Annotated in this window: 15 protein-coding genes; 10 read left to right on the top strand and 5 right to left on the bottom strand. The window is 63.2% G+C overall.

The genetic code is table 11. The features are described from left to right. The first annotated feature begins 615 nt into the window (after positions 1-615). Positions 616-1770: a sulfite oxidase gene (locus AC1DX4_RS28925; RefSeq protein ID WP_477223582.1), complete on the top strand. Its 1155-nt coding sequence runs from the start codon at positions 616-618 to the stop codon at positions 1768-1770. 42 nt (positions 1771-1812) lie between these two features. On the opposite strand, the gene AC1DX4_RS28920 is transcribed toward AC1DX4_RS28925, so the two are convergent. Both AC1DX4_RS28920 and AC1DX4_RS28915 read right to left on the bottom strand, forming a co-directional pair. Beyond that, positions 1813-2535: an MBL fold metallo-hydrolase gene (locus AC1DX4_RS28920; protein ID WP_477223581.1), complete on the bottom strand. Its 723-nt coding sequence runs from the start codon at positions 2533-2535 to the stop codon at positions 1813-1815. Positions 2536-2692: 157 nt separating this feature from the next. Continuing rightward, positions 2693-3163 (bottom strand): winged helix-turn-helix transcriptional regulator, encoded by a 471-nt coding sequence (locus AC1DX4_RS28915; protein WP_477223550.1) that lies wholly within the window; start codon positions 3161-3163, stop codon positions 2693-2695. A 35-nt stretch (positions 3164-3198) separates the two neighbouring features. On the opposite strand from AC1DX4_RS28915, the gene AC1DX4_RS28910 reads away from it, so the two are divergent. Continuing rightward, positions 3199-4179 carry a quinone oxidoreductase family protein gene (locus AC1DX4_RS28910; RefSeq protein WP_477223549.1) on the top strand — a complete coding sequence of 327 codons (981 nt, stop codon included), beginning with the start codon at positions 3199-3201 and terminating at the stop codon, positions 4177-4179. A gap of 5 nt (positions 4180-4184) precedes the next feature. Here the strand turns inward: AC1DX4_RS28910 and AC1DX4_RS28905 are convergent, their stop codons facing one another. Then, a complete protein-coding gene (locus AC1DX4_RS28905) occupies positions 4185-4865 on the bottom strand; it encodes a TetR/AcrR family transcriptional regulator (protein WP_477223548.1) in 681 nt (226 codons plus the stop codon). A gap of 195 nt (positions 4866-5060) precedes the next feature. On the opposite strand from AC1DX4_RS28905, the gene AC1DX4_RS28900 reads away from it, so the two are divergent. The 4 genes from AC1DX4_RS28900 (at position 5061) to AC1DX4_RS28885 (ending at position 8934) form a co-directional block, all read left to right on the top strand. Then, positions 5061-5525 carry a RidA family protein gene (locus AC1DX4_RS28900; RefSeq protein ID WP_477223547.1) on the top strand — a complete coding sequence of 155 codons (465 nt, stop codon included), beginning with the start codon at positions 5061-5063 and terminating at the stop codon, positions 5523-5525. A gap of 190 nt (positions 5526-5715) precedes the next feature. After that, entirely contained in the window at positions 5716-6270 is a 555-nt protein-coding gene (locus tag AC1DX4_RS28895; protein ID WP_477223546.1) for a winged helix-turn-helix transcriptional regulator, read from the top strand. Continuing rightward, positions 6267-7370 (top strand): HlyD family secretion protein, encoded by a 1104-nt coding sequence (locus AC1DX4_RS28890; RefSeq protein WP_477223545.1) that lies wholly within the window; start codon positions 6267-6269, stop codon positions 7368-7370. Before AC1DX4_RS28895 ends, AC1DX4_RS28890 begins: the two co-directional genes overlap by 4 nt. Positions 7371-7377: 7 nt before the next feature. After that, positions 7378-8934, top strand: coding sequence for a DHA2 family efflux MFS transporter permease subunit (locus AC1DX4_RS28885; protein WP_477223544.1), 1557 nt, complete (start codon positions 7378-7380; stop codon positions 8932-8934). A gap of 8 nt (positions 8935-8942) precedes the next feature. Here the strand turns inward: AC1DX4_RS28885 and AC1DX4_RS28880 are convergent, their stop codons facing one another. Next, a complete protein-coding gene (locus tag AC1DX4_RS28880; protein WP_477223543.1) occupies positions 8943-10199 on the bottom strand; it encodes an RNA polymerase sigma factor in 1257 nt (418 codons plus the stop codon). Beyond that, positions 10196-10600, bottom strand: coding sequence for a YciI family protein (locus tag AC1DX4_RS28875; protein WP_477223542.1), 405 nt, complete (start codon positions 10598-10600; stop codon positions 10196-10198). The genes AC1DX4_RS28880 and AC1DX4_RS28875 overlap by 4 nt, the downstream gene beginning before the upstream one ends. 198 nt (positions 10601-10798) lie before the next feature. Between AC1DX4_RS28875 and AC1DX4_RS28870 the strand changes: the two genes are divergently transcribed. From AC1DX4_RS28870 to AC1DX4_RS28855, 4 genes are all read left to right on the top strand, one after another. Further along, entirely contained in the window at positions 10799-11713 is a 915-nt protein-coding gene (locus AC1DX4_RS28870; RefSeq protein WP_477223541.1) for a DMT family transporter, read from the top strand. A 368-nt stretch (positions 11714-12081) separates the two neighbouring features. After that, entirely contained in the window at positions 12082-13557 is a 1476-nt protein-coding gene (gene eglC, locus AC1DX4_RS28865; protein ID WP_477223540.1) for an endo-1,3-1,4-beta-glycanase EglC, read from the top strand. Positions 13558-13592: 35 nt separating this feature from the next. Then, complete coding sequence (locus AC1DX4_RS28860; RefSeq protein ID WP_477223539.1) at positions 13593-15347, top strand: type I secretion system permease/ATPase; 1755 nt, start codon at positions 13593-13595, stop codon at positions 15345-15347. 3 nt (positions 15348-15350) lie between these two features. After that, complete coding sequence (locus AC1DX4_RS28855; RefSeq protein WP_477223538.1) at positions 15351-16670, top strand: HlyD family type I secretion periplasmic adaptor subunit; 1320 nt, start codon at positions 15351-15353, stop codon at positions 16668-16670. The last annotated feature ends 11 nt before the right edge of the window (positions 16671-16681 follow it).

The raw sequence follows: 16681 nt of genomic DNA, 5'->3' as shown, positions 1-16681 counted from the left end.
CCTTCAATGTACGGTTAGTCCAATCAGCCGGCGGGCTTGTAAACGCTGGCAGCCCTATTGGCAGCCGCGAGCACGGCCGTTCCGCTAGGGCTATGCCCATCCCAGCGGCCTGGTCCGGCACCTCAGCATTGATAACGATGTCATAGGCGCCGCGAGTAAAGGACCGCCTGCCGGATCAATATGCGCCTAGGCTAAAATAATGGCAATCCCGCACGGGCTGATCCATACGCCCGAGACCAGCCCCGAACGCCTATGGGCAAGACCAAGGACGGGCGGTGAGAGGCTTTGGTGCCCCCTAGCTAGACCGGACATCATCGGAGCGAACGCGTCGCGCCAGAAGCGGGTCGCGAGCTGCGACGGGACGGAAATCGGCCGCAAGGTCAACATATCCCGTCCAAGTTGTGGACACATCCTTTTTCAGGGCGCACTCTTCAAGCACGAAACCCAAGCTAGAGTTTCGTCCAGTGCCTTACATGCTTGAGACGCGTCGCTGACCGCATGACCCATCCGGATATTTCCGGGTGGCAGTCGTTCCTTTGTGCGCCTGTCCGAGATCAGGCTACGGCCCAAATAGCACGCTGCAGCCCGTTCCGGACCAACTGGGAGGGAAACAGCATGCCTCATCTTCAACGCAGAGAACTTATCCAGGGAAGCGTGGCCGTTGCCGCAATCGCGGCTCTCCATGCTTCGCGTGCTTACGCTTTTCCGACACGGCCCGGCGAGAAAGTCGTCGAATGGCTCGACAAGCTACCGCCGAACCCTGTTCCGGAGGTCATCAAGAACCAGCTCGCCTGGGAGGATCTCGATTCCTGGGTAACGCCCAACGACAAATTCTTTTCAATCGCGCACTTCAACCGACCCGTCATCGACGAAAGCACGTGGAAGCTCGAAATCCATGGCATGGTCAAAAAGCCGATGGCCCTGACGCTTGCCGACATCAAGGCCCGTCCGCGCCAAGAGGTTACGTTCACGATTGAATGCTCGGGCAACACTGGCCTTCCGTTTTTCAACGGCGGCATCGGCAATGCGCGCTGGGCGGGCACACCGCTCGCACCGATCCTGAAGGAAGCCGGGGTCCTCGACAGCGGCATCGAGGTTGTCTTCTGGGGTGCCGACGAAGGCGAGATCAAGCGGGCCGACGACGTCAAGTTCAAGCAAAATTTCGCTCGCAGCATGTCGCTTGCCGAAGCCATGGATCCAAAAAACATCCTTTGCTACGAGATGAACGGCGCTCCCTTGCCGCCCGACAACGGTTTCCCGCTGCGGCTGGTGGCGCCGGGCTGGTACGGGGTCGCCAACGCGAAATGGCTCAAGCGCATCGACGTGCGCGACCAGCGCTTCGAGAACCGGTTCATGGGACGCGACTACGTCACGCTCCGTGAGGAAGACCACAACGGCGAGACCGTATGGGTGGAAACCTCCGTCGGACGGGCGCGCCTCAAATCGGCACCGGCCCGGGTCACTCAGGTCGGCAGCAACTACTGCATCGTCGGAGCCGCCTGGGGCGCGCCGGTCGACCGGGTCGAGGTGAAGATCGACGATGGGCCGTGGTTGCCGGCGACCATCGACCATACAGAGGAGGCGGAGTTTGCCTGGAAGATGTGGTCTCTCGACTGGCCCAAGCCTTCTGCCGGAGAGCACACCGTCACCTCGCGCGCGATCGATACGAGCGGCAATATCCAGCCGGCGATGAGTGATCCGTGGATCGCCAAAAAACACACCTACTGGGAGAGCAACGGACACGTGACACGCCGCATTCAGATCGGTTGACGGTAGCGCCGGTCGGGGCGGCGCTTGCGCCGCCCTTTCTCGTTATAGCGGCTCAAATCGAAAGCTGCCGCCGGACCTGATAACACGGCCAATGCCGGGCGAGTCCAGATGCGCGCCGGCAACGAAATGATTGTCGTCCGCCGCAAGCGCCAGCAGCCGCAACCGGCTTTGGTGCGCCTGGTCCTGATCCGTGTCGAATTCCCATGTCACCTCAGGCCGGTCGAACTGAAGCGATGGGCAGTGAACGGTATCGCCCCAGATCAAAATGCGTTCGCTGCCGCTCGAAACGCGAAAGCAGCTGTGACCCACTTCATGGCCATGAGCGCCGATAATGTCGACATGTGCCCCGAAATGGTCTCCGGCTTCGAATGGCTCCGCCATGCCGTGAAACCGCTCGAGCCGCGCTTCGGCGCGAAAAAGGCCGAGTTCTTCGCTGGGAACGAGCAGGCGCGCCAGGCGCGGGAAAGCGTCCCGGCCGTCGGCAAGCACAAGGCCATGAATGTGGTCGAGATGCGTATGGGTGAAGCAGACCGAGTGGATTCGTCCGACATCGATGCCGGCTTCGTCCAGCGCCTGGGGAAGCCGGCCCATGGTGGGGTGCCAGGCATTCGAGGAGCCGGTATCGATCAGCGTTATCTCATTCCCATCGTCAATCGCAAAGGCGTTGACGGAGAGCCTGAGTTGACCGCCAAACAGCGGGACTTGTGCCGGCAAATCATCGCCAAAAGGCTTGTCGCCGTTTTGCCGAAGCCGCCTGACCGGCATGTCGACATAGCCATCGCGCAAGGCGGTGATGCGTAGGTCACCAAGAGTGTAGGTCTGATAGAGTTCACCCGAAGCTTTGCGGTGCATTTGCCGATCCGTTTTTTTAGACAGTCTGAGACGGACAGCCGGCGTCGGCAACCCGCCCTGTCAATTCGATCTAAGCCAATTGTGCGTGCTGTGCCTGCCGTGGCCGGATGATGCAGTCGGCGAGACGATGCTTCTCGTCCAGTTCATCGGCGTGGTGCTGGCCCCATTGGCAGAGCGCCAGCAGGATCGGCTCGAGGCTGAGGCCGAGGCTGGTCGCCGAATATTCGACGCGCGCCGGCACTTCTGCGAAGATCTCGCGGCTGACAAGGCCGTGCTCTTCCATCTCGCGCAGCTGCTGGATCAGCACTTTCTGAGTGATGCCCGGAACCATTGCCTTGAGCGTCGTCAGCCGCCGGGGACCATCGAACAGATGGTACAGGATGACCGCCTTCCAGCGCCCGGCGATCACCTTGAGCGCACGTTCCGCCGGCAGCATCGGCAGCCTCTTGATCGGCATTTTCCTGGCAGGACCGGCCATGGTCACCTCGTGGTCAGCAGGGGACAAATGAGTGTGTAGTCGAGGCCTCGCAGATAGTGGCAAAGCACGGCTGATGCCAGTGCGATCGGAGTTTGCCAATGAAAGCCGTTCAATTCAGCCGCTTCGGCGGCCCCGAGGTTCTTGAGGTCGTCAACGTGCCGGCGCCCGTGCCGCAGGCCGGCGAGGTGCTGATCCGCGTCCGCGCTGCCGGCATCAACTTCTTCGAGGTGCTGATGCGCGCGGACCGTTATGCAGTGACGCCACAGCTGCCGATGTTCCCCGGCGTGGAAGTGGCGGGCGTCGTCGAAGCCGTCGGCCAAGGGGTGGATGCGGCGCTGCTGGGGAGACGTGTCGCGGCACCGCTGTTTGCCTCGCAGCGTCCTCATGGTGGCTATTCCGAGCAGGTGACGATATCAGCCGATCTCGCCGTGCCGTTGCCGGATGAAATCTTATTCGAAGAGGCGACGGCGCTGATGGTGCAGGGGCTGACAGCGCTGCATCTGCTGCGCCAGAGCCCGTGTGAGGGCCGGACGGTGCTGGTGCCGGCCGCGGCCGGTGGTGTCGGATCGCTGCTTATCCAGCTTACGAAGTTAAAGGGCACGGCCAAGGTGATCGCGGCTGCCGGCGGTAAGGCCAAGCTCGATCTTGCCCTGTCCTTCGGCGCCGATGCGGCCGTCGATTACACCAACCCGGATTGGCCCGCCCGCGTCCGCGACGTCACGGACGGCGCCGGTGTCGACATCATCTACGACACGGTCGGCGGCGCTTTGACGGGGGCATCGCTGCAGGCTCTTGCGTCCGGCGGCGAGCTGGTGTTTGCGGCGCTCGGCCGCTATGGGCTCGCGGCTTCCGATCTGGAAGCCATGATCGGCCGCAACCAGTCGCTCAGAGGGTTCGCGCTGCTGCCGCTGCTTTCCCCTGACGTGCTGAAAACCAGCCTGTCGGAGCTGTTCCAGCTGGCGGCGAGCGGCCGGCTGCGGGTCGCGATCGGCGGCCGGTTTCCGCTCGACCAGGCAGGCGAGGCGCACCGGCTGCTCGACGAGCGCCGCTCGACCGGTAAGGTCGTGCTGATGCCTTGACGGCGCTACCTCCGAGAGAGGCCATCGAGCAGGAAGTCGAGGCCTTTGCGGAAGGTGCCATCCCAATCATTGTCCAACAGCAGGCGAGAGCGTTCGATGGTCGGGTAGCGTTCGCTGGCCAGGCGCTGCTGCGCGGCGGCCCTGTCGTCGTCCGAGAGATCGAAGCTCGCGCGGGTGATGGTGGCGCCCATCACATAGTTCCAGAGCGACCATATAGCGGCGTTCACATCCGCGTCCGCGACACCGGCCCGGGACAAGGTCTTGCTCATGAATTCAAGGCGGCCGAGGACGTTCGGACCGAGCGCCCGGCGCGGCAACAAGGATGCCGACCAGGGATGGCGCAGCATGCCGGCGCGCCAGTCTTCAAGCATATGAACGATTTCCGCGCGCCAGTTTTGAGGCTCGATCATTTCAGGCGGTCCGCGATAGTCGAGCACCGCATCGAGCGCCAGATCAAAGACATCTTCCTTGCTGTCGACGTGCCAATACAGGCTCATCACGCCTGAGCCGAGGCGGTCGGCCAGCCGGCGCATGGTCAATCCGTCGAGCCCTTGAGCGTCCAAAAGGTCGACCGCAGTCGCCACGATACGCTCGCGCGACAGAGGCGGTTCACCTGATGGCTCCTGCACCGGCTGGCTTATCCGTTGAGACCGTTTGCTACGAGCGCCGCTGCGCTTGGCTGCCATCCCGTCTTCCTCGCTGGTAGGAACCTCAGTTTTGGCAGGCACCGTCAGGAATGTCGATCCTGAACGGTTGACTCGTACGACGTACTATAGGATGACTCGTGCACCGTATAGTACGTTGTACTAGAAGTAGGATTAAAGCTCAATCATGCCGGCTTCGAGGACGTCGCTGGCAGGCCGCGAAGCCCGAGAGAAATCATGTCACGCGCAATCAAGCATCTGCTTATCGGAGGACTAATCATCATGACCACTGCGGCAACAGCCAATGAATTGACCATCGTCAACCCTCGGACCCTCTACGACCCGTCGCCGAACGGTTACAGCACGGCGGTGGTCACGCCGCCGGGAGCCCGGGTGGCCTATATTTCCGGGCAGGGCGGCCAGGACAGTACGGGAGGCTTGTCGCCCGACTTCGCCGTCCAGGTGAAACAGGCCTATGCGAATTTGCGCTCAGCACTCGAGGGGATCGGCGCGAAACCCGATCAGGTCGCCAAGCTCACGGTCTTCGTCGTCGACCACGACATGTCCAAGCTCGAAGTGCTGACCAGCAACGTCAAGGAGATGTTCGGCGAGGCGCTGCCGGCGCAGACACTGGTGCCGGTTCCCAAGCTTGCCATCGACCCGATGCTGTTCGAGGTGGAAGCCGTGGTGGTGCTTGACTAGCGGGCGCCAGCGAAGCTCTGCAACGGAAGACCGCTTGTGGCATATGGGCCGGCTTTGGTGCCGGCCCGCATCGCTTGGGCTCTATATCATATCTTCAAATCCGCACTCGATCCACGATCACACTCGAGTGACTTGCATAATGCAACCAACATGGCTATGAGTCACTTTCATTTTGAAAGAGACTCCGATCATGGTTGCCAAAACAAGCTTCGAAACACGCCCGTGCCCCATCGCGCGCAGCCTCGACGATGTCGGCGAGTGGTGGAGCATCCTGTTGCTGCGGGACGCATTCCAGGGGCTGACGCGCTTCGACCAGTTTCAAAAGAGCCTGGAGATCGCGCCCAACATTCTGACGCGGCGGCTGAACAGTCTGGTCGAGCGCGGCCTTTTTGAAAAGCGCGCCTACTGCGAGCGGCCGCTTCGTCATGAATATGTGCTGACCGCCAAGGCGCGCGATTTCCGCCCGGTGCTGCTTTCCCTGCTCGCCTGGGGCAACAAGCATCTCGCCCCCGAAGGCCCGAGCCTGGTGGTGGTGGACAAGGCTGACGGGCGTTGGGCCGAGCCGGTGCTGGTCGATCGCCAGACCGGCAAGGAGCTCGACAGCGAAGGCTTCACCATGGCGACGGCACCCAAGGCCACCGACCGCATGCGGCAGCGCTATCGCTTCAGCAGCGAAGGCTCAGGCTTTCCGCTCGTCGACAACACCGTGATCGAGCACAGGTCGAATGAGGCGCGGGGCCAATGAACAAGGTTCTTTCCGCTGCCGAGTTGCAGCCGGCGCAGCCTTCGGTCGTTCAGATTCCCGCGCCCGTTAAAAAGCGCCGCAAGCCGTTCGTCTTGCTGGGCGCCGCGATCGCGATCGGCATTGCCGGCTGGTATGGCTCTCAGTGGTGGCAGGCCGGCCGCTTCCTCGTCTCGACCGACGATGCCTATGTCGGCGGCAACGTCACGCCGCTGGCGCCACGCGTCGCCGGGCATATCGACCAGATCCTCGTCGAGGACAACCAGCATGTCGCCGCCGGCCAGCTGATCATCCGCATCGACGACCGGCCGTTCAAGGCGGCGGTGGAGCGTGCGCAGGCTTCCGTCCAGCAGCAGCAGTCGGCGCTCGACAATCTTCACGCCCAGGTCTCGCTGCAGAATTCGCTGATCGAACAGGCCGGGGCCGATCTCGATGCCAAGAGCGCTGCCGCCACTTTCACCACGCAGGACGCTCAACGCTACGCGGTGCTGGCCAGCACCAAGGCCGGTACGCAACAGGATGCGCAGAGAAGTCTTGCCGCCGATAGCCAGGCCAAGGCATCTGTCGCCGCCTCCCGCGCCGGGCTTGCCGCGGCGAGGCAACAGCTCGATGTGCTCAACACGCAGATCGCGGAAGCCACCGCCGCGGTTTTGGCCGCCAAGGCCGATCTCGACATGGCTGAGCTTGAGCTCGGCTTCACGCAGATCCGCGCTCCGATCGACGGCCTCGTCGGCAACCGGCTGGCGCAGGTCGGCACTTATGTCTCGCCGGGCAGCTATCTCTTGACGATCGTTCCGGAGAGCGGGCTGTGGGTCGACGCCAATTTCAAGGAGGATCAACTGCGCAGCATGGCCGATGGCCAGGCGGCGACGGTCTATAGCGACATCGCGCCCGACCAGCCGCTCAAGGGCCATGTCACCAGCCTCGGACCGGCAACAGGGGCGATCTTCAGCGTCATCCCGGCACAGAACGCCACCGGCAATTTCACCAAGATCGTCCAGCGCGTTCCTGTCCGCATCACCATCGACCCGGATCAGGCGCGCAAGGTCGCGCTGCGGCCGGGCCTCTCCACCGTCGTGACCGTCGATACCGCGTCGCGCTGAGGACGCCATGTTAGAGCGCCCGCAATCCTTCTTCGTCAGCATTCTGCCGTTCATGGTGATGTGCGTGGGGATGTTCATCGCGCTGCTCGACATCCAGATCGTCGCCTCCTCGCTGCAGGACATTGGCGGCGGCCTGTCGGCGGCACAAGACCAGATCGGCTGGGTGCAGACGTCTTATCTGGTGGCCGAAATCATCGTCATCCCGCTGTCGGGCTGGCTCACCCGGGTGTTTTCGACACGCTGGCTGTTCACCTTCTCGGCGGCCGGCTTCACGCTGGCCAGCATGCTGTGCGGCTTCGCCTGGAGCATCGAAAGCATGATCGTGTTCCGCGCGCTGCAAGGGCTGCTCGGCGCGTCGATGATCCCAACCGTCTTCACCTCGTCGTTCCACTATTTCCAGGGACCGAGGCGGGTCTATGCGGCGGCTGTGGTCGGCAGCATCGCTTCGATCGCGCCGACGCTCGGCCCCGTCATCGGCGGCTGGATCACCGATACGCTGAGCTGGCATTGGCTGTTCTATGTCAACGTCGTTCCCGGCACCATCATCACCATCCTCGTCGCGGCTCTGGTCAAGATCGACAAAGCCGATCCGTCGCTGCTGAAGGGCGCCGACTATACCGGCATGGTTCTGATGGCCGTCAGTCTCGGCACGGCGGAGTACGTTCTGGAGGAGGGTACGCGCTGGAACTGGTTCGACGATGCAACGATCCGCAACGGCGCCATCGTTGCCAGCGTTACCATGGTTCTGTTCATCATCCGCAGCCTGACCTATGCGCAGCCGGTGGTCGATTTCCGCGCCTTCGGCAACCGCAATTTCGCCATTGGTTGCTTTCTCTCCTTCGTCACCGGCATCGGCATCTTCGCCACGATTTATCTGACGCCGCTGTTCCTCGGCTATGTCAGGGGCTACGACGCCTTCCAGACCGGCGTGGCGGTGTTTTCCACCGGCGTCGCCTCGATGGTCGGCGTGCCCGTCTACATCTTTCTCGCCAAGCGCTTCGACACGCGCTGGCTGATGATGTTCGGCCTGGCATCCTTCGGCGCGTCGATGTGGAGTTTTAGCGCCATCACCAGCCAGTGGGGTGCGGCCGAGCTCCTGATCCCGCAACTGTTCCGCGGCTTCCCGCAGGTCTTTGCGGTGGCGCCGAGCGTCAATCTCGGCCTCGGCAGCCTGCCGCCCGAACGGCTGAAATATGCCAGCGGCCTGTTCAACACGATGCGCAATCTCGGCGGCGCGGTCGGCATCGCCATTTGCGGCGCGATCCTGAACGACCGCACCAACTTCCATTTCTTGACGATTGCCTCGCACCTGACGCCTCAGAACGAGGCCGCCATGCGGCTCGTCGACAATGTCGCGCTTCGCTATGGGCAACTGCCCGGCGCGGTCGCGGATGGTCATACCGCCTCATTGAAGCAGTTGTGGGCGCTGGCCTATCGCGAAGCGTCGACCATGGCTTATGCCGATGCGTTCCTGGTGATCATGGCCGCCTTCGTCATCGCCACCGCTATGGTGCCGTTCCTGCGCAATGTCGCACCGAAGGCGCCACCACCGGACGCTCACTGAGACCGACGTTATCGGCGGGTGATCTGGTCACCCGCGCGGGCGAGCAGCAGGGCGCGCTCCCTGTCATTGCCGGTCAATCCGGCGGCCTGGCGGAACGCGGCGCGGGCTTCCACTGGTCGCCCCAATTTCTCCAGAAGATCGCCGCGCACCGTGGGTAAGAGATGCGAGTCCTTCAGGCGCGGTTCGTCCTTCAGCGCTTCGACGATGGCGAGGCCCTGCGCCGGTCCAAAGGCCATGCCGACGGCCACCGCCCGGTTGATTTCGACGATGGGCGACGGGGCCGCCAAGGCCAGGGCCTGATAATAGGCCGATATCGCGATCCAGTCGGTGTCGGCGGCTGTTGCCGCGCGGCTATGGCAGGCGGCGATCATCGCCTGCAGGAGATAGGGACCGGGTGTCGATGTCAGGGTCATGGCGCGGTTCAGGCCGTCGAGGCCGCGCCGGATGAGCGACCAGTTCCAGCGGCCGCGGTCCTGGTCGAGCAGCAGGATCGGTTCGCCCGCTTTGCCGGTGCGGGCGGGAAAGCGCGAGGCGTTGAGTTCCATCAGCGACACCAGTCCCTGCACCTCGGGCTCATCAGGCATCAGCGCGGCCAGCGAACGGCCGAGGCGCAGCGCTTCGCCGCACAGATCGGCGCGCAGCCAATCCGGTCCCGTGGTTGCCACATAGCCCTCGTTGAAGGTGAGATAGACCACCTCCAGCACGGCGGCGAGGCGTTCGCGACGCTCCTCGCCGCGCGGCGTCTCGAACGGGATGGCGGCATCGCGAAGCGTCCGCTTGGCGCGCACGATGCGCTGGGCGACCGTGGCTTCGGGCACCAGGAAGGCGCGGGCGATCTCCGGCGTCGACAGCCCGCCGAGCAGCCGCAAGGCGAGTGCGGTACGCTGCTCGGCCGGCAGTATGGGATGGCACGCGGTGAAGATCAGCCGCAAAAGGTCATCGTCGATATCCTCGTCGAGTGCTGCCTCGATGCCGGGCATCTCGCGCTCCAGCTCGGCGAGGTCGATGGCGAGTTCGCGATGCTTGCCGTCGATCATGGTGGTGCGGCGCAGCCGGTCGAGCGCCCGGTTTCTGGCGACCTCGGTCAACCAGGCGGCCGGGTTGCGCGGGATGCCGTCCCGGGGCCAGCGCTCCAGCGCCAGCAGGAAGGCATCTTGCGCGATCTCCTCGGCCAGCCCGATATCCCTGAGATAGCGGACGAGCCTGGCGGTGAGCTTCGGCTGCTCGATCCGCCAGACCGCTTCGATGGTGGCGTTGGCCGTCAACCCTTCAACTCGCCAAAACCTTCAGCCGCCTTCTGGACGTCCTCGGGGAAATCGCTCATCTCAAAGACGCGTCGAACCTCGATCAGGTCATTCTCCCCGGCAGGGCAGCGGCGGGCCCATTCGATGGCTTCTTCACGCGAGCGCACGTCGATGACCCAATAGCCGCCAAGCACTTCCTTGACCTCCGCGAACGGCCCGTCGGTGGCGACGGGCTTGCCGCCCTTGAAGCTGACCCGCGCTCCCTCGGACGGCGGATGCAGCCCGTCGAGCGCCAGCAGCACGCCGGCCTTCTTGAGCTCTTCATTGTATCGCATCATCCCTTCCACCGCCTCGGCGCCGGGCCTGACATCGGGCGCCGCCTCTGCGTAGCCGCCGGGGATCATCAGCATCATGAACCGCATGGTCGTTCTCCTTGGTTGGGTTGGTTCGATGATAAGACGAACGGGCAATGGCGGAATCGACACGAGTGGCAAAAAAGTTCAAATTCGCGGTCGCGCCAAAGACCGAGAGTGTTGGACCGCCATATGGGCGAGGCTGCCATCTGGCCCTGCCAGTTTGCCCTGATATGTCAGGCTGCAATTCCTCACTCGAGCAAATCCGTGAAATCATCCAGCCAGGCCGGCGCAATCTCCCCCACGATCCCGGTGCTCGTCTGCGTGTTCGGCATCTTCCTGCTGTCCGGCATGGATGCGGCGATGAAGGTGCTGGTCATCGCGGTCGGCGTCTACAACACAGTGCTGTGGCGCAGCATGCTGGCGACCGTGGTCGCCGGCGCGGGCTGGCTGGCAGGGCCGCGCTCGCTTCCAACGCCCTCGGTGCTGAGGCTGCATGTGCTGCGCGCGGTGGTCGTCAGCTTTGTCCTGCTGTGCTTCTTCTGGGGGCTTGCGAGGCTGCCGCTGGCGGAGGCGATCGGGCTCAGTTTTGTGGCGCCGCTGTTTGCACTCCTGCTGGCCGTGCTGCTGCTCGGCGAAAGGATTCAACGCAAGGCGATCTGGGCCTCGCTCGCCGGCATTGCCGGCGTTGTCATCATCGTGGCCGGCCAGTTCGGCCACACAAGCTACGCCGGGGATGCCCTGCTCGGCACTGCGGCGGTGCTCGCATCGACGATTTTCTATGCCTACAATCTGATCCTCGCCCGGCAACAGGCGCTGTTGGCCAAGCCAGTCGAGATCATGCTGTTCCAGAACCTTGGCGTTGCGGTCACCCTCGGCCTTGCCGCACCTTGGCTCGCCATTGCCTTGCCCAGCAATCTCTGGCTCCCGCTCGCAGGCGTAACGGCGCTGTCGCTCGCCGGCCAGTTCCTGATGAGCTGGGCCTATGCGCGCGCCGAAGCGCAATATCTGATCCCGACCGAATACTCGGCCTTTATCTGGGCGATCGCGCTCGGCTGGTTCTTCTTCGACGAAGCGGTGACCTGGACCACGCTGGCGGGAGCGGGCCTTATCGTTGCCAGCTGCCTGATCGCCGCGCGCTCGAATCCCAGACTTGCCGAGCCGATCGAAGCCACGGTTTGATCAGGCCGAAACAAACGCTCGATTGTTAGACCAGCGCACCGCCTCGCGATGACCGCCGGTCCTGCGGGTGTCGATCAGCTGGTCTATCCGCCGCCATAGAGGTCGGCCACATGGCAGCGCCATCCCCGGCGCGTCGACGCATCAATTTTTATTAAATATTCCTCTGGTGGAATTACTGTCCATAGACCATTCGTCGGGTTGTTATGCTTCCAACTCGGAAAATACCACTGAGTGGTCGATGTAATGGTGAACTCTATGGCAAGCTCCTGGAGCCGCAAAGTGCATGGCAATTTTGATTCGGATGCGGCCGCCTGAAACCCGTATCGAACGATACAAGCAGGCCAGACATTACGAGGACGATTTATCCGATGAGCTTCTTCGTCAATGCCCTGGGCGTTCCTCTTCCCTATAGCGGCGCTTCCAACCATTGGTACTCAGCGGCAGGGGCCGGACCGGACCTGTACGGCAGCTCCGGAAACGACTCCTTCTACGGAGCATCCGGCGTCACCATGCATGGTGGCGCAGGCGATGACATCTACTACCTCTATGCGGCGAGCAACAAGGTGGCCGAGGCCGCCGGGGCAGGCATCGACACGATCAGCACATGGATGAGCTACAAGCTCCCCGACAATGTCGAGAACCTCGTCGTCACAAACGCCAATAACTATGCTTTCGGCAACGGGTTGGACAACATCATCACCGCCCAGGCCGGGCACCAGACGCTGGACGGCGGCGCGGGAAATGATGTGCTGATCGACGGCGGCGGCGGTTATGACACTTTCATCGTCTCGAAAGGCAATGGAAGCGATCTGATAGCGAATTTTGCCGCCACTGATACCGTCCGCCTGAATGGCTATGGGTTCACCTCGTTCGACGCCATCCACTCAAACATGATCCAGGCGGGATCGAACGTGCTGTTGAACCTCGGATCCGGCGAGATCCTCGAGTTCAAGGACACGACCATCGACAAGCTGCAGCCCGGCCAGTTCGAATTGCCGATCGACAAGTCCGCAATGAGCCTGTCCTTCAGCGACGATTTCAACACGCTGAACCTTCACAACAGCCAGGGCGGCACGTGGGATAGCAACTTCTCGTGGGGAGCGCCGAACGGCAGCACCTTGACCAGCAACAACGAGCTGCAATGGTATATCGACGCCAATTACGCACCGACGAGTTCGGTCCACCCGTTCAGCGTGGACAACGGCGTGCTCACCATCACCGCGGCGCAGGCGCCGGCGGACATCAAGCCGCTGATCAACAATTATGAATACACCTCAGGCATCCTGACGACCCACGACACCTTCTCGCAGACCTATGGCTATTTCGAAATGCGGGCCGACCTGCCAGAGCACGCCGGCGCCTGGCCGGCCTTCTGGCTGCTTCCGGAAGACGGTTCGTGGCCGCCGGAGCTCGATGTCGTGGAGACAATCGGCCAAGCCCCCAACTCGTTGATCATGACGGCGCACTCGAATGAGACCGGAACGCACACCAAGGTCACATCGACGGTGAGTGTCTCCGACCCCGCCGGTTTCCACACCTATGGCCTGCTCTGGACGCCGGACAAGCTCGTCTGGACCTATGACGGTGTGCAGGTCGCAGAAGCGGCGACGCCGTCCGACATGAACAAGCCCATGTACATGCTGGTCGATCTCGCGGTCGGCGGCCTGGCCGGCACCCCTCCGGATCATTTGGCCACGCCGGCCGAGATGAAGATCGACTACGTCCGCGCCTATACGCTGGACAGTGCTCCGGCAAACGCCCTGAACATCGCCAGCAGCAGCACCACGCACAGTATCGCCAGCAGCACACTGCATGGCGGTTCCGAATACGGGGGCCACGCGTAAGGTCTCGGGATCATGCAGCGTCGGGGAATGCGGAAATGACTGGACCGTCCGGCCTGCGTCCGGTCTTCATGCGCGCCATCGCCGATGTCGGCATCTTCTCGCTGTTGATCAACATCCTGCTGTTGGTGATCCCGCTCTATCTGCTGCAGGTCTATGACCGCGTGCTACCGTCCTCCAGCGTCGAGACGCTCGTCTATCTTTCGGCCATTGCGGTTCTCGCGCTCGCGGTTCTCGGGCTGCTGGATGCGATCCGCGCCGTTTACACGCAGCGCGTCGCGGCGACCCTCGACCGGAAGCTGGGTGCCGACACATTCGCCGTTTCGCTTGGCGCAAAATATGCCGGCGGCCTGTCGCCGCTGCGCGACCTCGCCTCGGTCTGCGCCTTCATCAGGTCGCGCGGCGTGGCGGTGTTGTTCGATCTGCCCTTCGCCCCTGTCTTTCTCGCCCTGCTGTATCTGATCCATCCGGTGCTGTTTTGGGTGACGGTCGCCGGCGCGGCGCTTCTGCTTCTCCTTGTCGTGGCCAACCAGCTTGCCATCGGCAGGAACGACGCCTTGTCCGCGGAGCGTTCGGCTTTGGCCAGCCAGGCAGAACAGGCCTTTGCCCGCAATGCGGAGACGCTGCGCGCCATGGGCATGGTGGAGAACGCCGCGCAGGTCTGGGGACGGCATGTAGCGGCAGCGCTCACCTTCCATGACCGTTCCTCGAGTGCCAATGCGATCTTCAGCGGTGCCTCGCGGGCGCTGCGCATGATGCTGCAACTGGCGATCCTCGGCGCCGGCGCATGGTTGGTGCTCGAAGGGCAGATGACGGCAGGCATGATCTTCGCCTCCTCGCTGGTGTCGTCGCGCGCGCTGCAGCCGCTCGACCAGTTGATCGGCGCCTGGCGGCAGATCGCCGATGCCCGCAGAGCGTGGAGCCGGCTGGAGACGGCGCTTGCGGCGCGTCCGGCTGAAGCGCGAAAACTGATCCTGCCCGATCCGACCGGCGCGATTTCCATGCAGGACGTTTTCTTCATGGCGCCGAATGCGCAGCCCGGCACCGAACCCATCCTCAAGCGACTGAACTTCCAGATTGGCGCCGGCGAAGCGTTGGCCATCGTTGGCCCAAGCGGCGCCGGCAAATCGACGCTGGCGCGGTTGCTTGTGGGCGCTGCCCGGCCGACCGGCGGCGCGGTCAGGATCGACGGCGCCGACCTCAGGACCTGGGACGAAAGCCAACTCGGAAAGCATATCGGCTACCTCGCGCAGGAGGTGGAACTGTTCCCAGGATCGATCGCGCAGAACGTCGCCCGCTTCGACCCCCATGCAGATGACGCCTCGATCATCGAGGCAGCAAGCCGGGCCGCGGCGCATGACCTGATCCTGGCGCAGCGGGACGGCTACCAGACATTGATAGGTCCGTTGGACAGAAATTTGTCGGGCGGCGAGCGCCAGAGGATCGGGCTGGCGCGCGCCTTCTACGGCGCTCCCAGGATTCTCGTCCTGGATGAGCCCAACGCCCATCTCGATGGCGCGGGCGAAGCAGCGCTCGAAGCGGTGCTTTCCGCCGCGAAAGCGGCCGGCGTCACGATCATCGTCATCACCCACCGCCCTTCGATTGCTGCCTCCTGTGACCGCGTGATGCTTTTGCGCGGCGGCGTGATCGAAGCCTTCGGCCCCAGTGGCGAGGTGTTGCGGCAGTCTGGGGCCAGCACGGGCGCCGGCAACGGCATTCCCCGGCAGAATCCGGTGGTGACAGGGTCGTTTGCCGCGACGCTTCGCACGCACAACACCCGCTTCGGATCATAGACCATGGCAGTCCAGAGCCTCGCCCGGGAAGTCAGTCCGCGCACCGACATAAGGCGTGTGGCATCCGCCGGATACGCGGCAATAGCGCTATTGCTAGCTTGCTTTGGCTATTGGTCCGTCAGCGCGCCCTTGTCGGGAGCGGTGATCACGCAAGGGACGATCTCGGCGACCGGCGGAAACATCCTGATCCAGCATCCCGAGGGCGGCATCATCCAGGAATTGCTGGTCCATGAAGGCGATCGCGTGGAGCAGGCCCAGGATCTGATCGTGCTGGATCCAACAGCCGCGCGCGCAAAGCTCAACCGATTGACGAGACAGTCGGTCGCGCTCAGGGCGGGCGCGGCGCGGCTGGAGGCGGAACGCGACGGATTGGATCGGCTGGCGCCAATCACCGAAGCGGCGCCAGCACCGTTCCAGCACGATTTCGAGACGCTGGTTCGAGAACAGCAGAAGGAATTCGACGCCAGGCTCGCCCGATTTCGATCGGAACAATCGATCCTCGTCCAACGGGTCGCCATGCATCGACAGTCGGTCGTGGGATTGCAGGCCCAGAAACAGGCCATTCAGCAACAGGTGGAACTGGTGAAGAAGGAGCTCGGCATCAAGACCAGCCTGCTGGACAGGGGCCTCACCAATCGTACCGAATACTCCCAGCTTTTGCGCAGCGAAGCGGATCTCGTCGGGCAGGCCGGGGCGCTGGAGGCCAATCTTGCAACGGCCAACACCCAGATCGTCGAGGCCCAAGGGCAGACCGAGCACCTGACAACACAGCGTGTGGAGGAGGCACTGACCAAGTTGGACGAGGTTCGCGCCAACCTGGCCGACATCGAGGAACAGATCAGGGCGGCGGAGGCGGTGCTGCGGCGAACGACGATCAAGGCGCCGGCGGCGGGCATAGTCGTCTCGTCGACCTACAATTCCAAAGGCAGCGTGATTGCCCCCGGCGAAAAGATCATGGAGATCCTGCCTACATCACCTGACCTGATCGTCGATGCAAGGCTGCGGCCAAAAGACATCGATCAGGTCCGTGTCGGCCAGCCGGCGAAACTGCGATTGTCCGCCTTGAACATGCGGCTCACCCCAGAGGTTTCAGCCACCGTGACACAAATTTCCGCGGACCGGCTCATCGACCAGGTCACGCACGAGCCCTATTTCCGCGCCAGATTGAAGATTGCCGCCGCGTTGCCCTCCGGCGTGAGGCCCGAGCAGCTTTATCCGGGAACGCCTGTCGAGGCGTTCATCAACACTGGCAACCGGACATTCTTCGAGTATCTGGCACGGCCGATGCTCGATTCCTTCGCTCGCGCCTTCACGGAGCGGTAGATATTGGGGAT

This window comes from Mesorhizobium sp. P3_A8, assembly GCF_056402995.1.
The sequence above is the reverse complement of the archived record's forward strand: the minus strand, read 5'-3'. Positions and strand labels throughout refer to the sequence as shown.

Coding starts and splice junctions, on each gene's coding strand:
- AC1DX4_RS28925 (WP_477223582.1), top strand. CDS start 616: ATGCCTCATCTTCAACGCAGAGAACTTATCCAGGGAAGCGTGGCCGTT.
- AC1DX4_RS28860 (WP_477223539.1), top strand. CDS start 13,593: ATGACTGGACCGTCCGGCCTGCGTCCGGTCTTCATGCGCGCCATCGCC.
- AC1DX4_RS28920 (WP_477223581.1), bottom strand. CDS start 2,535: ATGCCGGTCAGGCGGCTTCGGCAAAACGGCGACAAGCCTTTTGGCGAT.
- AC1DX4_RS28890 (WP_477223545.1), top strand. CDS start 6,267: ATGAACAAGGTTCTTTCCGCTGCCGAGTTGCAGCCGGCGCAGCCTTCG.
- AC1DX4_RS28900 (WP_477223547.1), top strand. CDS start 5,061: ATGTCACGCGCAATCAAGCATCTGCTTATCGGAGGACTAATCATCATG.
- AC1DX4_RS28855 (WP_477223538.1), top strand. CDS start 15,351: ATGGCAGTCCAGAGCCTCGCCCGGGAAGTCAGTCCGCGCACCGACATA.
- AC1DX4_RS28885 (WP_477223544.1), top strand. CDS start 7,378: ATGTTAGAGCGCCCGCAATCCTTCTTCGTCAGCATTCTGCCGTTCATG.
- AC1DX4_RS28875 (WP_477223542.1), bottom strand. CDS start 10,600: ATGCGGTTCATGATGCTGATGATCCCCGGCGGCTACGCAGAGGCGGCG.
- AC1DX4_RS28905 (WP_477223548.1), bottom strand. CDS start 4,865: ATGGCAGCCAAGCGCAGCGGCGCTCGTAGCAAACGGTCTCAACGGATA.
- AC1DX4_RS28895 (WP_477223546.1), top strand. CDS start 5,716: ATGGTTGCCAAAACAAGCTTCGAAACACGCCCGTGCCCCATCGCGCGC.
- eglC (WP_477223540.1), top strand. CDS start 12,082: ATGAGCTTCTTCGTCAATGCCCTGGGCGTTCCTCTTCCCTATAGCGGC.
- AC1DX4_RS28910 (WP_477223549.1), top strand. CDS start 3,199: ATGAAAGCCGTTCAATTCAGCCGCTTCGGCGGCCCCGAGGTTCTTGAG.